Here is a 15,821-nt window from a genome sequence, read left to right on the forward strand (position 1 = left end):
ATCAGTCGTTGGATTGTTATTTGGCCTCATATAAAGCCTTTATATCGGCAGGAATTTCTACTTCTGGTAAAGAGATTTTTTTCTTGTCTGTCATTCTCCATCGATGTAACCAAGAAAACCCACCTTTAGTTACAGTAGTATCGGGGTGTTTGTAAATATCATCTTTAAGGGCTTCTTCCAACGTAATAAAAGAATAGCCACGGTTAGTCATTATGTTGGCTAATTTGTCAAAATAATCTGCATTCAGGGCATTTACATGGCACAAAAAAATATGCTTGATTGGTCTTCCGAATACTTCCTGTGTATATTTTTCATAATAATCAAAATAGTCGGCGGTGTGTTTCAGATACTTTTCTGCAATGCTTTTCATCAAGGCTTTATTATTGGCTTTCATGGCATCCATGTATACCTTATTAAAATACCAGTCGTCGGCCTCAATGGTTACAGGTGCATTTTCATATCCTTTTTGTTTCAGAAATGCCTCAAAACCATATTTTTTCAGGCTATCAGGCCCCGTCTGGAGAAACGGATACCGAAAATATCTTTTTTCTCTTTTATATTTTTTGTTTAGCTGTTCGGTAATTATTTCTCCTTTTAAAAAGTCTGTTTTGTAGTCTTCCAACGAAGTAGTATTAAAAGATGGATGCGAAAACATGTGGCTTCCAAGTTCATTCCCGTTTTTCAGCCAATCTTCCAGCAGTTTTACTCTGGCATCTATTTCCCCTATTTTTACCACTGCTATCTCATTTACAAAGCCAACAGCTTGTATATGATGCTTTTTGATTTTCTGCAATAACTTTTGTGTAGACTCCTGTGCGTGTGGTAAAGACAACTCGGATACAAAAGGGAGGTCATCAATAGTAATAGCAATCTGTTTTTGTGCAAGTAACTGTAAGTTACATACAAGAAGCAAGATACCTGCAATTCGAGAGATTTTTTTCATAATTAATGTATTAGATATAAAAATAGCCATTACATGATATAATGGCTATCTGACAATTTTATTTTACAACAGCTTTTAACATTAAATCAGCTACGAACTGATTCCCGAGGTCGTTCAGGTGTACTCTGTCGGTTGTTAAAATACCTGAATCTTTATTCTGTGGATTATTTTTGAGGCTATATGACTGAAACTCTTTTCTGAGGTCAATCAATGGGCAATCGAATTTAGCAGCTAACCCTCTGATAATATTTGAATAGTGGTTTAAATCGCCATCTTGTTGATTACTGTTGTCGTTTCTTTCACCTATTACGGCAGGCGTACAACAAATTACTCTGATTCCCTGCGATTGTAATTTTTTAATAATGGCCGTATAAAAACCCGTAAACTTATCGGCATCGGTACCCGTACCCATGCTTGACTTATGCCAAACATCGTTTACACCTATATAAATAACTACTACATCGGGCTTTTGCGACAGCACGTCGTCTTCCATACGCAGGTATAAATCATATACTTTGTTACCGCCGATACCTGCTCCTATTAACTGATATTTATCTTTGATTCCTTGTTTTTCAAGGGTTTCTTTCATTTTGGTAATATAACCCGAAGGGCCAACACCAGCCTGTGTAATGGAGTCTCCAAAGAAAATAACTTTGGTAGGTTTATCTTGTGTAAGCGAGAACATAAGAGTAGATAACAAAACGAGGGTAAGAATTTTTAGGCTTGTTTTCATTCGTTTAAAGGTTGAATTGAATTAATGTTTAAAATCTGATAAAATTAGTTTTTTTGTAGAAAATGACCAAGCCACAATTTATAGATACACATTATTTGTGCAGAAATCATTTCTATACTGAAAAATAAAATTTTATTTTTGGCATTATAATTTTTCATCAAACAACCCTTAACTATGCTAACCGTAATTGCCAGAATAAAAGCCAAAGCCGAAAAAATTGAAGAAACTAAAAAGGCTCTAGCCGATTTAATTCCTCCTACCTTACTCGAAGAAGGCTGTATTGATTATGTGCTTCACCAGTCGAATGATAACCCCCAGATATTTGTGTTTTATGAAAACTGGACAGATAAAGAAAGCCTTGAGAACCATTTGGCCAATGTCCATATTGCTGAGTTTTCGGCCAAAGCCGATGATTTAATGGAAGAACCAGCAGAGTTGTACTTTTTGTCGAAAGTTTAAAAGAATCTTTTTTGTAATACAAGGGTTCCACGTGGATATAAAAGAACCAGCTGAGGGAAGCATCATCGGATTCAATAGCCAATTTGAACAAATTATTATTACTTCGGGTGCTATTAATCCGCTAAGCTATGTTACACCGCTCGCCATACATTTGAAGATTGGCTAACATCTTTCTTTAGAAAAGTTGCTTCCATGTATTTTTGAGGTAGTTGTATTTCAGTGTACTTGGCAGGGCTTTCCAGAAATATTTATTCACTTCTACGGCAAACGAAGGTTGCATATAGCAGTTAATTACACAGCCTTCACAGGCTTTTAAACGCCCTTCAAGAGCTATTATCTCCTTTACCTCGGCTGAATGATACAAATCGTATAGATTATCCTGAATCTGGAAATTTTTTGTACCTAAATGATAACATGGAAGCACCAGTTTATTCTCTGGTGAGATAACTAAGGTAGTAGATGCCGCCTTGCATACGGGGTTATCCACATGATTTCCACCATTTTGCCTGAGGCTTATAAAGGCTTCATTCAAATAGACATTTTTCTTTTTTCCCCACCATAATAGCTTTTTCAGGCTCGATTCTGACAAACCTCCCCCTGTTTCTACTTCATTATAATCAAATACCGGATTTAGAATCAGAACTAAATCATTGGGTTGCGTTATTTCTTTCCACACGCGTTCTATCTTATCCACATTTTGTTCAAAAACTGTGAATAAAACATCGGGCTTTTCGCCTAATTGCTTAGCCAAATGTATAGATTCCATTACTTTATCGAAGCATTTTACCCCTCTTGATTCATTATGCTCATCTTCGTCGGGCGAATCGAGCGAAAAATGAAGCATATCTATTTTGCCCCTCAGGCGTTCGGCATATTTAGGGTATAGCAGGCAGTTGGTAGTAACGGTGGTAATCATTCCGGCTTTTTTCGATTCGGCCAGAAGCAAATCCAACTCCCGATGTAGCAGGGGTTCTCCTCCGGTAAAGTCAATAACTTTTACCCCTAATTTTTTTAGGTCTCGTAAGTTTTCCCGAAAGTTCTGTAATGTAATGTATGGCGAAGGTTTCTCCCATATATCACAAAAACTACACGTAGCGTTACAACGATACGTAACATAGTAATTGCATAATACAGGATGTTTGATAAGCCTCATACTATCGGAAACTTTACTGTTTAAAAATGATAAGTATGATTTTACCCAACAGATTAAGCCAGCATACGAAGTAGACTTGCCAGTTTATCTTTTAAATCTTTTCTATCGACAATAAAATCGAGGAAACCATGCTCCAGAATAAACTCGGCTGTCTGGAATCCTTTAGGCAATTCTTTACCGATAGTTTCTTTAATAACCCGAGGGCCCGCAAAACCTATGAGTGCTTGTGGCTCTGATATATTAAAGTCGCCTAGCATGGCGTAAGAAGCCGTAACACCTCCGGTTGTTGGGTCGGTTAATAAAGATATATAAGGAATACCTGCTTCGGCTAACTGAGCTAATCTTGCTGAAGTTTTTGCCATTTGCATTAATGAGAAGCCTGCTTCCATCATTCTGGCACCTCCCGAACGCGAAATCATCAGGAACGGAACTTTGTTTTTGAGCGCGTATTCAATACCACGGGCTATCTTCTCTCCTACTACCGAACCCATTGAACCACCAATAAAACCAAAATCCATACAGGTAATTACGATGTCGAGGTCGGCCATTTTACCATAAGCAGTACGGGCGGCATCTTTTAATCCTGATTTTTTTTCTGTTGAGCGTAGCCTGTCTTTATAAGGTTTTGTATCAACAAAGTTCAGGGGGTCACCCGAGTGCATATTGGCATCTAATTCGGTATAGATTCCATCATCAAATAATATTTTAAAATAGGCTTCTGAGCCAATCTTTTCATGATAATTACAATGAATACAAGTATAGGCATTGTTTTTATGCTCACGGGTATGCATTGCTTTTTTACAATTCGGACATTGATACCACAAACCGTCGGGCGCTTCACGCTTCATTTCGGTGGGTGTCTGAATTCCTTTTACAGTACGCTTAAACCAAGACATATCAGTTAAATATCATTTTGAGGGGTCAAAGGTAAATAATCTTAGTGTTCGATTTAATAAAATTTGCTTAAATTTTACAAATTTTAATTATAACTAGATAAAAAAAGCTGAGACTCAGAATCTCAGCTTTTGAATTTTGTGTAAAAACAGCTTAATAACCGCCGTTGGTATTTCCTTTGTATCCTTTCTTTTCGACGTCATTTTCAAAGTAGGTTTCCTCTTTGCGCCCGTCGGGGTAGATACGTATTGCTTTTCCAGTTCGTTTGCTGTTTTCTACTTTTACCACAAGCCGAACGTTGTTATTATAGATGATATAGGCTCTATCGTCGTTCATGAGGCCGTTTTTAAACTTACCCACATATTTATCCCCATTTTTAAAGAAATAAGTACCATTTCCATGAAACTTTCCGTTCAGAAAATTACCTACATATTTCTTTTCTCCATCCGAATAATACTCAACCCCTCGTCCTTCACGTTTACCATTCCGCCACTCTCCTTCGTATCTCTCTAATGTTTTAGGATTTATCATTTTTCCAAAACCATTTCCACAATCTCCCTCTATACAGGCGGTGTTTTTCACACTATTCACAGGGTTATCCACAACATTGGGGTCTATTCTAGGCATTTCAGGTGCAGTACTCATGTTTCCATCTGTTCTTCTGATAGGGTCAATCGGGTTTTCCACAGGTTTATCAACCTTTTCCACAGGAACCTCCTTTACTGGCACTGTTTCGGCCACAGGTGGTGTTCTTGTTGGTACTTGTGTTTCTGCAACCGGTGAGGTATTTGGTTTTGACTGGCCGTTACCTCCAATTACATTCCCATCGTTTTTCTTGATATTCGGATACAACTCCTGTGCGTTTTTATAGCCCTTTTCAATGGCTACTAATCTGCGGCTTCTGGGTGGGTGGGTTCCGCCATCATAATCAGATGTTAATTTGCTTATAGCCGCTTGTGCATCTTTCAAAGAAGCTCCCATCTGGTACATCACAAAGCCCGAAAACTCGTCGGCTTCCAGCTCTTTCTGTGGGTCGCTACCACCTTCAATAATGGTATGCCCTTGCAGGTGATGGCCTATTTCGTGCGCCAGAATACTTAAAGCAGCCCAATCTGATTTTGATATGTCGTTAGCTTTACGCATAAATGAGCCATCATACACGATGAGTCTGGTCTGCCCGTTTACTGCGGCAAAACAGTTATCGGTATTAGGGCACTCCATTACATAAAAATTCTTTTTTAATCCACTTCTGCGGACAATCTCTTCCACTGCTTTTTCGGCTACTTCTTTTGAACGAAAACTTACCATATTACAAATGGCTTTTTCGTTAATTTTCTGACCATAGTAATTATAGCCAAAAGTTTTAACCTGATTATCTTGTGCATTTACCAGAATGCTAAATGTGAATAACAATGTGGACAATGTGAATAACCTCTGTCTCATGGGGTGATTTTTGTTTAGCTTACTTGAAGAAATAACGAGGAAAGTTTTGTAAATAGTAATGTTGGGCTTGACTTAACAAATATTTAACAAATAAGTCTCATAACCCGCTAAGTTTATGAGACTTATCAACAATAATAATGTGGAAAACCTTAATTTATTGTGTCACCTCTCAGATTTCTGAATCGCCTGCGGGCATCTGCTCCGTAAATACTACCCGGAAACTCTTGCAGGATTTGTCTGTATAAATCCATGGCTTTGTCTTTCTGCCCTAGTTTTTCCTGATATATCTTAGCCTCCAGATAAATAGCATCATCGGCCAGAATATCATAGCTATAATTTTTTCGCAGGGTTTCTAAATCGTCAAGGGCTTTATTAGGGTCATTAATCTTTAGGTATGTATTGGCGCGTAGCCAAAGAATTTCGTCGGCAAGGCTATGGCTTTTGTATTTCTGAAAGAGACCCTCTAAAGCCGTGATTGCTTCCTGATTACGGTTCTGGAAAAGCAGAAGGTCAACAGCGGCATATTCTTTCATGGCTGTTTCGGTTGAGTCGAGACCTGTGTTATCCTGAATCAGCAAACTTAACTGCATGGCATCGTTAGCTATTTCGCGGGTAGTAGCTTTTTTCAGAATATCCAGAATTTCTTTTGATAAATCAAAGTCGCCGTTGTAATAATGCAATTTGGCATTTTTCAGTTTTGCCTCCTGCCCTAGCATATCTTCTTTTTGTGTTTTTTCAACCTGTGAGTAAAGCAAAGTTGCCTCCCACGGCTCATTACGCAGGATATAAATATCGCCTAAATCAAGTTTACATTTGTCTCTAAAAAGATTATCGCTGCCTGCAATGCTGATAGCTTTTTCGAGTACGGTAATGGCGGTGTCCCGCTCGTTCAGATAAAACGCATACAACTGGGCTGTGTTACGCATGGCCTCCATGGTTTTCTGATTCTGACCCAAATCAGTAAAGAGGGTCTGATAGTCTTTTATAAGCCCTCTAATAGCCGTTAAATCGACTGGATACGTTGTCTTGATGACTTCTTCTTTGCAAAAAATAGCATTACGTCTGGCATAGGGGTAATATTGCCCCTGTGGGTATTCTTTCATGACATACTCATACATCTGAATGGCATTTTTGAAGTCTTTGTTTACCAAAGATGTTTGCGCGAGTTCAAACACCCGTTGCCCTTCCAGTTTATTGCGTTTATCAATGGCACGTGTCTGGATAAAAGCCTTGTAAAACTCTTTCTGCTGCACCAAATGCCAGATAAGCATCTCGGCATAGTATTGCTCATTCGGAAACTTCTGTATCTTGCCATAAAGCACTTTCTGGAGCATTTCTATTTCGGCATCTGTTTTCAGGTTGTCCTGAAACGTTGCTTTTACGTAGTCGGTGTTTCCTTCTACAAGGCCGTACTTCAACATTTCATCAATCATGGCTTCTTTCTGGCCGTTGAGCAGATACGCTCTTGCAAAGAAAATAGCGTACTTGTTTTCGTCTTTGGCTACTTCTCTGGCCTTTTTCAATAGCTGAATTACCTGGTCGTTTTTACTGTTCCGATACAGGAAGTCTTGTAGCTCATACAAATTGCCTTCATTTTTAGCTGCCACATCAATCAGGCTGTTAAACTCTTTTTGAGATTCTTCAACCTTGCCCGTTGATTCGAGTAACATGGCGTATTCGGCCCTGTATATAATCATGGCTTCGTTTGACTTGATTTCCTTTTTCAGAAATTTTTCAGCCTCATCCCAGTTTTTTAATTTCAACAGGGTTTGCAGGTAGTTGGTATGTATGAGTTTAACTGTGTTCTTATCTTTCGACAACTTCACATAAATTTCTTTGGCTTTCTCATATTCGCCTTGTTTAAAATATTCGTTTGCCAGTTCAAGGTCTTGAGCTTTCAGAACTCCTCCGATGAGCATCAACAGAACAAGTATTAAATACCGCTTCATGTTAATAAAAAAAAAAATTAATTAATATTTTATTGTTGTTTTGATTTGTTAGGGCTGTTGAAATGTGAATAAATATAATCTGTGGATAACGGCTTTCCAACTCATTCACATAAATAATCTGTTTTTCCACATATTTATTTCACTCTTCCACATTTATTTTATTGATAATCAATTCTAATACCACTTATTTACATTCTTTGAAAAATAATTATTGTTGATTTCTGTCATGCCTATCCACAGGGTGTTTCCACGTTAATCCACTTGGTGTGAATTGAGGAAAACAGCCTACTTTTAGACTTATTCCACAGCCCTGAGTATCTTTCCACGACCCCTAGCTTTTTGTCTACACACCCATCCACGAGTGTATGCACATTATGCAGATGGTATCCACAGTTTTGTCCACATAAAAACTTGGATATTTTTTATTTTGAATTGACCTTTTACTTTTTTACACAAAAAGAGTGCTTTGGGAAAGGTTTTGAACATCTATGCCAACAGCAAGGAACAGGTACATCACCCCTACTCTTAGGTATATATCTTATATTTTGAGTGGTGCTTGAAGCAGATTGAAACGGATAATTTTGGTTCAAGATTCTTGACTGATTTCAGCCTATAATCATATTTCAGAAGGATACTTTTTATATTAAAAGTTTTTTACCAGAAGCTTTTCGTATTTTATAAAACCTTGAAATATGTAGCCTTAATGGATATACATACCGAAAGTTTAAGTATGCGAGTAATATTGATTTAATAAGCTTAAAGCTTTATCCCGATGAAGTTATTTATTAGTTAGGTTATAAGATTGAAGACCTGTTCTAATTCTTTTCTTTTTAACCGATTGTTTTCTATTGGTAACCATCACGTTCTAGGAAATAAGTTACAGAGTTTTTATCTCCTCTCAATGATGTATTGCCCTATTGTTTTAGCTATAAAAAAAACAGGAATTATGTTTTGCATAACTCCTGTTCTGGTATTGTGATTTACTAGTTTTGTTTCTTTAATTCAATGACTTATTCATGATGATATACTTTATTATATAGCTCCTCAAGAATCAGATTTATTTATCAGCAATATTGACTTTTATGTCTCTGAGTTCAAAGTTTGCTTTCAGTCTTATAACATCATCAGAGAAATAAACCTTTTCCGGCTCAATGTCTTTTTCAACATTACCGTAATCCCATTGACCGTTGTTGTTGCTATCAACAATAATTCTGATAAGGTAAGCCCCTGGTTTTACATTTATAAAATTAAATTTACTCTTAGTCTTTTGTTCGGCCTCAATCCGGTAATTTTCATCCACTAACTGCACAATTTTGTTATCGTTACTTCCTTCGATTGAGCCTTGTATGATACCATAATTTTCGGGTTTCAGAATTGGGTTCCGTCTTATTACTTTCTCACTTGAATCTCCTTTTATATCTATAAATGCCCCTGTCATAAACTCGGTTTTTACTTCTCTCGTGGCCGAAATCTCTTTAGTTATTTTAAGGTTTGTTTTATAGATGTTCCACGTTAGGTCTTTTTCATTTAATGGTTCGTTTGTAATGGTGTCGCTAAGGATTCTGATTTTTGATAACTCAACCTTATTGATTGGTGTATCGAAGTAAAGTTCATAAACAAGATTTTTTTCTACAACTCCCCCATTTTTAGGCTCTGTCTGAAAATCGAAAATATCTTTATTGGTTTTTCTTTTCCGTTCTTGGTCTCGGAATTTTATCTTTTGTAAGTGTGTAAGCGCATTCCCTGCCGAGTCGGTTACTGTGATATTTACTTTTACCGTATCTGTTTTGAGTGGAATATTATAAAACTTTATTTCGTTTCGTTGTGCCGAATACGGCAGGCTATCTGCTGGGTTAACAAACGAAACATTATATGTCTTGATACTTTTATCATAAATAACGGTAAAGTCTTCGGCACGTTGTAAAGTCTTTTGGTTTTTGGGTTTATCGTTATTAGCCATATACAAAGCAAGGTTAATATCCGACAGGTTTTTATCTAGTTTAATGGTATCTTTTATAAAGGCAATTAACTCTGTTTTATTATCGAAACGCAGGTTACTGTTTTTATCTGTATAAGCGTACAGGCGGTATTTGCCTTGCTTGATATTTTCAAATTTAAAGTCTCCGCTCGAATCCGTTTTTACAAAATAGTTTGGTTTTGTTTTTTTCAGGTTCAACGAATCCTGTACCTGATATAAAGCTACCTGTGCATCAAGTATTGGTTGGTTGGTGAATAGGTTTTTTACGTTACCCTTTAATTCGAGCGAGTCTATTTTCTGGCCTGTACTAAAAGCCAGTTTCAGGTTTTGTGCTTCATTTCGCTCGTTCAGGTCTTTTATGCCTTTCTTGAAATTGAATGTATAAGTGGTGCTATCCTTAAAAGGTTGGTCAAACTTAAGTATTACGCTGTTTCCTTTTGCCTTTACATCGAAGTACCCTTCCTTTTCTGGGATAATTACCAGTTCTTGCCGCAACGATGTTATGTCTATCAGTTCATCAAAGTATAGCTCTACCTGATTTCCTTTGAAATTGGTTTGCTTGTTTACTGGCACTGACTTAATCAGCTTTGGTGGGGTTTCGTCTTTTTTTCCTCCGGTTGGTGGCACAAACTGTGCGCAACTCATGAGCAGGCTATTCAGCGCAACCAGCGTTATTACTTTATATATATCTTTCTTTAACATTATTGGTATTTTGTTTTTTCAAAAATAAAACCCCCAAATAATATTTGAGGGTAATTAAGAAAATTTAATAAAAAGTTATCTTCCAAGATGCACCATCAGTACCGATATATCGGCCGGAGAAACCCCACTTATACGAGACGCTTGTCCTAATGTTTGTGGTTTCATCTTCTTAAGTTTTTGTCTGGCCTCAATAGAGATAGAAGTAAGTTTGTCATAATCGATATTAGGCACTATGCTCAGGTTCTCTAGCTTTGCCATTTTCTCGGCCATTAACAATTCTTTCTCGATATAGCTCTCATACTTTACATGAATAACGGCTTGCTCTATTACCTCGTTATCATAACTATCAATATGTGTTTTTATTTCGTTGGTTAATTGCTTTATATCTCCTATTTCAATTTCGGGTCTTTTTAATATGCTGTAATAAGAAGATTTTTCTCTCAGTCCGGCCGATTCTATCGACTCCAGAAACCCGTTAGCATCTTCGGGGCTTACCTTCATTTCTTTCAACGATTTAATGAGTTTTTCAGATTGCTGTTTTTTCTCATTCATTCGTTCAAGTCTTGCCTGTGAAGCCAATCCTAAATCGTACCCTTTTTGAGTAAGGCGTATATCGGCGTTATCTTGTCTGAGCAGCGTTCGGAACTCTGCCCTAGAAGTAAACATCCTGTATGGTTCTTCTGTGCCTTTATTTACCAAATCATCTATCAATACGCCAATATATGCTTCGTTCCTTTTCAAGATAAAAGCATCCTTTTCTTTTACTTTATTGTGGGCATTAATGCCTGCAATTAAACCTTGGCACGCTGCTTCTTCATAACCCGTTGTTCCGTTGATTTGCCCTGCAAAGAAAAGGTTTGCAATGAGGTGGGTTTCGAGAGTCAGTTTTAGTTGGGTTGGAGGAAAAAAGTCGTATTCTATGGCATATCCCGGACGGAACATCTTAGCATTTTTAAAACCCGGAATCAATCGTAGTGCTTCGTACTGAATATCTTCTGGTAATGAAGTTGAAAAACCATTGATATACATTTCGACAGTATCCCATCCTTCGGGTTCCACGAATATCTGATGACGGTCTTTGTCTGCAAAGCGATTGATTTTATCTTCAACAGACGGGCAATAGCGTGGCCCTAAGCCTTTGATTCGCCCGCTGAACATGGGCGATTTATCGAATCCTTTTCTGAGTGCCTGATGTACCTTTTCGTTGGTATATGTTACATAGCAACTTCTTTGTTTGCTTAGGCGAGGTGTATCTGTATACGAAAACTTTTCAGGATTTTCGTCGCCTTTTTGCTCTTCCATTTCATTCCAGTCTAACGACCGCCCATCTACTCTTGGCGGAGTTCCGGTTTTCATTCTCCCAGATTCAAAGCCTAATTCAACGAGTTGTTCGGTTATTCCGTGTGCTGCCCTCTCCCCTGTTCTACCCCCACCAAAGGTTTTTTCGCCTATATGTATCTTTCCATTCAGGAAGGTTCCATTGGTTAACACAACAGATTTACTTCTAATCTCAACGCCCATTGAGGTTTTAACACCTACAACTCTCTGGTCTTTTACCAAAATACCCACGGCCATATCTTGCCAAATATCAAGGTTCGGGATACTTTCCAACGTATTGCGCCACTCTTGTGCAAAGAGCATACGGTCGCTTTGGCAACGGGGGCTCCACATGGCCGGCCCCTTCGACCTGTTCAGCATTCTGAACTGAATCATTGTCTTGTCGCTGATGATTCCTGACTGGCCGCCTAAAGCGTCTATTTCACGAACTATTTGTCCTTTTGCTACGCCTCCCATCGCTGGGTTGCACGACATCTGGGCAATGGTTTGCATATTCATGGTTATCAATAGTACTGATGAACCCATGTTGGCTGCGGCCGATGCGGCCTCACAACCAGCATGCCCTGCCCCTACTACTATGACATCATATTCTGGAAACATTGTTTAAAATTGTTTATGGTTCCACGTGAAACTTTTTATGATAAAAGAAATGGGTCTGTTCCACGTGAAACAAAATTTACTCATTGATTTTTGGATAAAAAACTTCCGATGTTTGGTCGGTTAAAAAGTATAAAACCCTAAGGGCCTAAAATAGGTTCTGGATGGAAATAAAAAAGGACACTCCAGTGAGTGTCCTTGCAAATTTACGAAGAAATACAATTACTTAATTTTCCTGAAGTAATTATCAGTTTGTTTCTTATAAAATGGGGTATAATTAGGAGGAACAGTTCTAATTAACTCCACTTGTTTCACTTTTTCCTGAAGAAACTTCTCCATTGAAGGCGGTGCAGGGCGGTTAAACTGCTGCGCCGTACGTGATTGGCGCGTAGGGTCTTCTTCCTGCTGTTTCACGGCCTTCTCAGCTTCAAGCAAACGTATTTGCAATTCTTTCGAGCGTTTCATTGTCTCGGGGTTAATACGCTTGTTTACGAGGTCAGTTTCGTTTTCATCCATTTTCTTTTCAAGCTCTTTAAGCTCATTGCCCAGCTTCTTGCCTGCCTCAGTTCCTTTCAGGTCATCCTGCATCTGCTGAATCATCTTACGAAGTTTAGCCTGTTCTTGCGCTAATCGGGCTGCTTCTTCCGACAGCTGCCTGCCAGTTTTGCCCTCTCCCATTTTTTGCATACCCTCATTTATCTTTTGTTGCATTTCGCCTAAAGGCATTTGTCCTTTTTGTTTCCCTTTCTTTTTACCAGAAGACGGCATGGCATTAGCCATCATTTGTTGCATCTGATTAAAGGTATCGCTTAGCATTAAAGCTAGATTATTAATTGAGGTCATGGCAAACTGTTGCTTAGCCGAAGCTACATTTAATTTCCTTTCTTTAATGAACTTCACACTTTCGTCCATAGAGTTACGCATAGAAGTTACTTCACGCGTGATAAACGACTGAATCTGCAACACTCTCTTCGATAGCGAATAAAGGCTATCTTCGATGATTTTAGCGTCATCCTGCAATTTTAACTGGTCTTGCGATAGTTTTACAAAACGAGGGTCGGTTACGGTCATATTACGGAAGTCTTTCATCAAGCTTTCTTGGTCGAACGAAAGTTTCACGAGGTTCTCCAGAATAGCGCGTAAAGCGTCCATATCTTCGTCCATTTGTTTCATCTCTTGCCCTTGCATCGACTCGGCCATATCTTGGGCCATCTTTTTCATTTTATTAGCGGCTTTCTTCTGGCTTTTTGAGGCCGACTGGCGTTGCTTCTGCTGCAATTGCTTTTGAGCATTTTGTTGTTCCTGAGATACCTCCTCCTGCTCTTGCTTCTGAGGGTCTAAATCCTTTTTGAGTTCTTTGCTGAGTTTCTCGATGTCTTTCATCTTATCTTTCAGGTCTTCAAACTCCTTCGATAATTTCTCTTGCTCTTCTTTCAGCGATTCATCTTTATCGTCTCCCTGCTTATCGTCTTTATTAGGGTCTAACGGATTATCACCTTTATCATTTTTGCCTTGTGGGTCTTTTTGCTGGTTCTTCGATTTATCTTGTTGCTCTTGCTCCTGTTTCTGGGTTTGATCGGCAAGTTTATCTTGTTTCTCAGCAAGTTTCTCTAAGTCCTGAACAGTTTTTTCAACCTTCTGTTGCAGTTGTAACTGCTTGAATAACTTAAGCGTGCGGTCAATATCTTTATCCATATTACGCTCTTTGTTTTTCAGCTTTTCCAGTTGTTCAACAGTTTTCTCGTCCATGTCTTTTTCAAGCAGTTTTTTTAGCTCTTCATACATTTTACTGGTTTCGTCGTTCATGAGGTCTTTCATGAGTTTCTGTAACTGCTCCATTTTTTGTTGAAGCTGAGGACTTTGTTGCTGAAAACGGTTGGCTTTCTCCTGCATCTGGTCAAACTGTTGTTGCAAGGCTTTTAGCTCATTAATAAGTTCGTCGCGTTTACGAAGCATTTCTTCGAGTTGTTTCTTTTCCTGAAAATCTAAATCCTTTTTGCTCTTCAAGCGGTTTTCAAGATTATTAAGCTCGGTTTTTAATTTCTTCGATTTCTCGTTTATCTTTTCAAGCATATCTTCGGTCTTCTCGGTGGCTTTTTCTATCTCGGCATCATAATTCTTAGCCGAAGGTAAAGAAAGCGTCATAACAGGCGTTTTTGTGCTTTTAGCACCGTTTACGCCGTCGTTGTCCCAAAGTTGTAAGAAGTACTCTACTTTATCGCCTGGGGCTAACTTTAAGTCGCTTAAAGGCAACTGATAATAAAAGCTCTGCGATACCTGCGATTTATTAAAAGCTACATCGATAGCATTATAAGGCTGGTTCTGGTTATTATCCTTGATGGTTTTATAGTAAAGTTTAAACTGCGATAATCCGTAGTCATCGGTAATGTTTCCGCCCAGAACAATGTAATTAAACAAAGTTGAGTCTTTTAATTGTTCTAACTGAATTTGTGGGTATCGGTCAGGAACTACATTGATATAAAAATCAACGTTTTCACGATTGACACTAAAAGCGTTTTTCAGATGAATCTGGTAAGATGAAGATATTTTTAAATGTTTCACGAACGAGAAATTATCACCGAAACCATCTTTGGCTAAAAACTTGGCTTCGTTGTCGAAACTCAGGTATAATGAATCCGTATTGGCTGCTTTAAAATTCCATTGTACGGTAGTTCCCTCTGGTACTACCAGATTCCCTACGTTATTAAAGCTCTCGTTGGCTTTATTAAGGTAAGATGGGTAATTGAGTGCTACATCGAACGAAAGCAGGTTAGGACGGCTAATAAGCTCCAATTCGAACTCGTTTGATTTAAAGCCAGAAGCCAGAAAATGAAAATCGACCGGATTCTGAACCTTTGAAAAGGTAAACGAATAGTTTTTACTATCGCTCGAAATCATCTTGAACTTCCGGTCGTTGGCAACCAGATATACAGCTTCGGGTACTGCATTGCCAATAAGTTTCAGATTCAGTACGAAATCTTCGTTTTTAACAGCTTTTAGTTCTTCGTTGGTAATCTGGAATTTAAAAGGGGCTTCTTCGGCAAAATCTTTCTGGAAATAAACAATACGCTCAGTGCTGCTTTTAAAGAATTTAGGAGAAACCGCTGCAATTAACAGAATTAAAGCCAGCGGAGGTAAAGCATATTTAAGATACTTTTTGTTTTCTCCGATTTTGACAGCGTCAGCAAAGCGGACGAATTTTAGCTCCTGCGATTTCTGATTAATGCTTGCCTGAAGCAACGAATTATCTTTTTCTGATAATTGAGCTAATTGTAGCGTGTTTAACAGCTTATCGGCTATTTCAGGAAAGAACTTGCCAATTTCGTTAGCGGCTTTTTCATAAGTAAGTGGCTCATTGAAATGGAGTAAATACAAAATAGGTTTGATTACCCAGAAAATGAGTGAGTAAAGAGCAACGCCAATAAAGGCAAATAGAAGTACACCTCTGACAACAGAGTTAAAACGACCGAAATACTCAATAACATTGAGCAAAAGAAAAGAACTAAATAACAAAGCCAGTGTAAATAAAGCCCCCTTAATGAGGAGGTTCTTGTAATACTGGCGTTTGTATTCATCAATCTTTTCAAAAAGAGCTTTCACTGAACTTGACATGATTTATAAAAGATTAAGGA

The 15,821-nt window shown here is 38.2% G+C and carries 11 protein-coding genes; 2 read left to right on the plus strand and 9 right to left on the minus strand.

Translation table 11 applies throughout. The annotated features are described in order from the left end of the window. Positions 1-16: 16 nt before the first annotated feature. Together WAA15_RS13525 and WAA15_RS13530 are read right to left on the minus strand one after the other, a co-directional pair. Positions 17-943 (minus strand): polysaccharide deacetylase family protein, encoded by a 927-nt coding sequence (locus WAA15_RS13525; protein ID WP_337043310.1) that lies wholly within the window; start codon positions 941-943, stop codon positions 17-19. 58 nt (positions 944-1,001) lie between these two features. Beyond that, a complete protein-coding gene (locus WAA15_RS13530; RefSeq protein ID WP_337043311.1) occupies positions 1,002-1,676 on the minus strand; it encodes an SGNH/GDSL hydrolase family protein in 675 nt (224 codons plus the stop codon). Positions 1,677-1,850: 174 nt separating this feature from the next. On the opposite strand from WAA15_RS13530, the gene WAA15_RS13535 reads away from it, so the two are divergent. Together WAA15_RS13535 and WAA15_RS13540 are read left to right on the plus strand one after the other, a co-directional pair. Then, positions 1,851-2,135: a putative quinol monooxygenase gene (locus tag WAA15_RS13535; protein ID WP_337043312.1), complete on the plus strand. Its 285-nt coding sequence runs from the start codon at positions 1,851-1,853 to the stop codon at positions 2,133-2,135. Positions 2,136-2,166: 31 nt separating this feature from the next. Continuing rightward, positions 2,167-2,301, plus strand: a complete 135-nt coding sequence (locus WAA15_RS13540) for a hypothetical protein (protein WP_337043313.1) — start codon at positions 2,167-2,169, stop codon at positions 2,299-2,301. Positions 2,302-2,310: 9 nt separating this feature from the next. On the opposite strand, the gene WAA15_RS13545 is transcribed toward WAA15_RS13540, so the two are convergent. The 7 genes from WAA15_RS13545 to WAA15_RS13575 form a co-directional block, all read right to left on the minus strand. Continuing rightward, positions 2,311-3,288 carry a radical SAM protein gene (locus tag WAA15_RS13545; protein ID WP_337043314.1) on the minus strand — a complete coding sequence of 326 codons (978 nt, stop codon included), beginning with the start codon at positions 3,286-3,288 and terminating at the stop codon, positions 2,311-2,313. Between the two features lie 53 nt (positions 3,289-3,341). After that, positions 3,342-4,184: an acetyl-CoA carboxylase, carboxyltransferase subunit beta gene (accD, locus tag WAA15_RS13550; protein WP_337043315.1), complete on the minus strand. Its 843-nt coding sequence runs from the start codon at positions 4,182-4,184 to the stop codon at positions 3,342-3,344. Positions 4,185-4,335: 151 nt separating this feature from the next. Beyond that, the gene (locus WAA15_RS13555; RefSeq protein WP_337043316.1) at positions 4,336-5,595 is read right to left on the minus strand and encodes a M48 family metalloprotease; all 1,260 of its coding nucleotides are present in this window, start codon (positions 5,593-5,595) and stop codon (positions 4,336-4,338) included. Positions 5,596-5,774: 179 nt separating this feature from the next. Continuing rightward, positions 5,775-7,574: a tetratricopeptide repeat protein gene (locus tag WAA15_RS13560; RefSeq protein ID WP_337043317.1), complete on the minus strand. Its 1,800-nt coding sequence runs from the start codon at positions 7,572-7,574 to the stop codon at positions 5,775-5,777. A gap of 1,057 nt (positions 7,575-8,631) precedes the next feature. Then, positions 8,632-10,254, minus strand: a complete 1,623-nt coding sequence (locus WAA15_RS13565; RefSeq protein WP_337043318.1) for an Ig-like domain-containing domain — start codon at positions 10,252-10,254, stop codon at positions 8,632-8,634. A 75-nt stretch (positions 10,255-10,329) separates the two neighbouring features. Continuing rightward, a complete protein-coding gene (gene mnmG / locus WAA15_RS13570; RefSeq protein WP_337043319.1) occupies positions 10,330-12,192 on the minus strand; it encodes a tRNA uridine-5-carboxymethylaminomethyl(34) synthesis enzyme MnmG in 1,863 nt (620 codons plus the stop codon). Between the two features lie 219 nt (positions 12,193-12,411). After that, positions 12,412-15,801: a DUF4175 family protein gene (locus tag WAA15_RS13575; protein ID WP_337043320.1), complete on the minus strand. Its 3,390-nt coding sequence runs from the start codon at positions 15,799-15,801 to the stop codon at positions 12,412-12,414. Between the last annotated feature and the right edge of the window lie 20 nt (positions 15,802-15,821).

Source organism: Emticicia sp. 17c (assembly GCF_037153985.1).
Taxonomy (GTDB): domain Bacteria; phylum Bacteroidota; class Bacteroidia; order Cytophagales; family Spirosomataceae; genus Emticicia.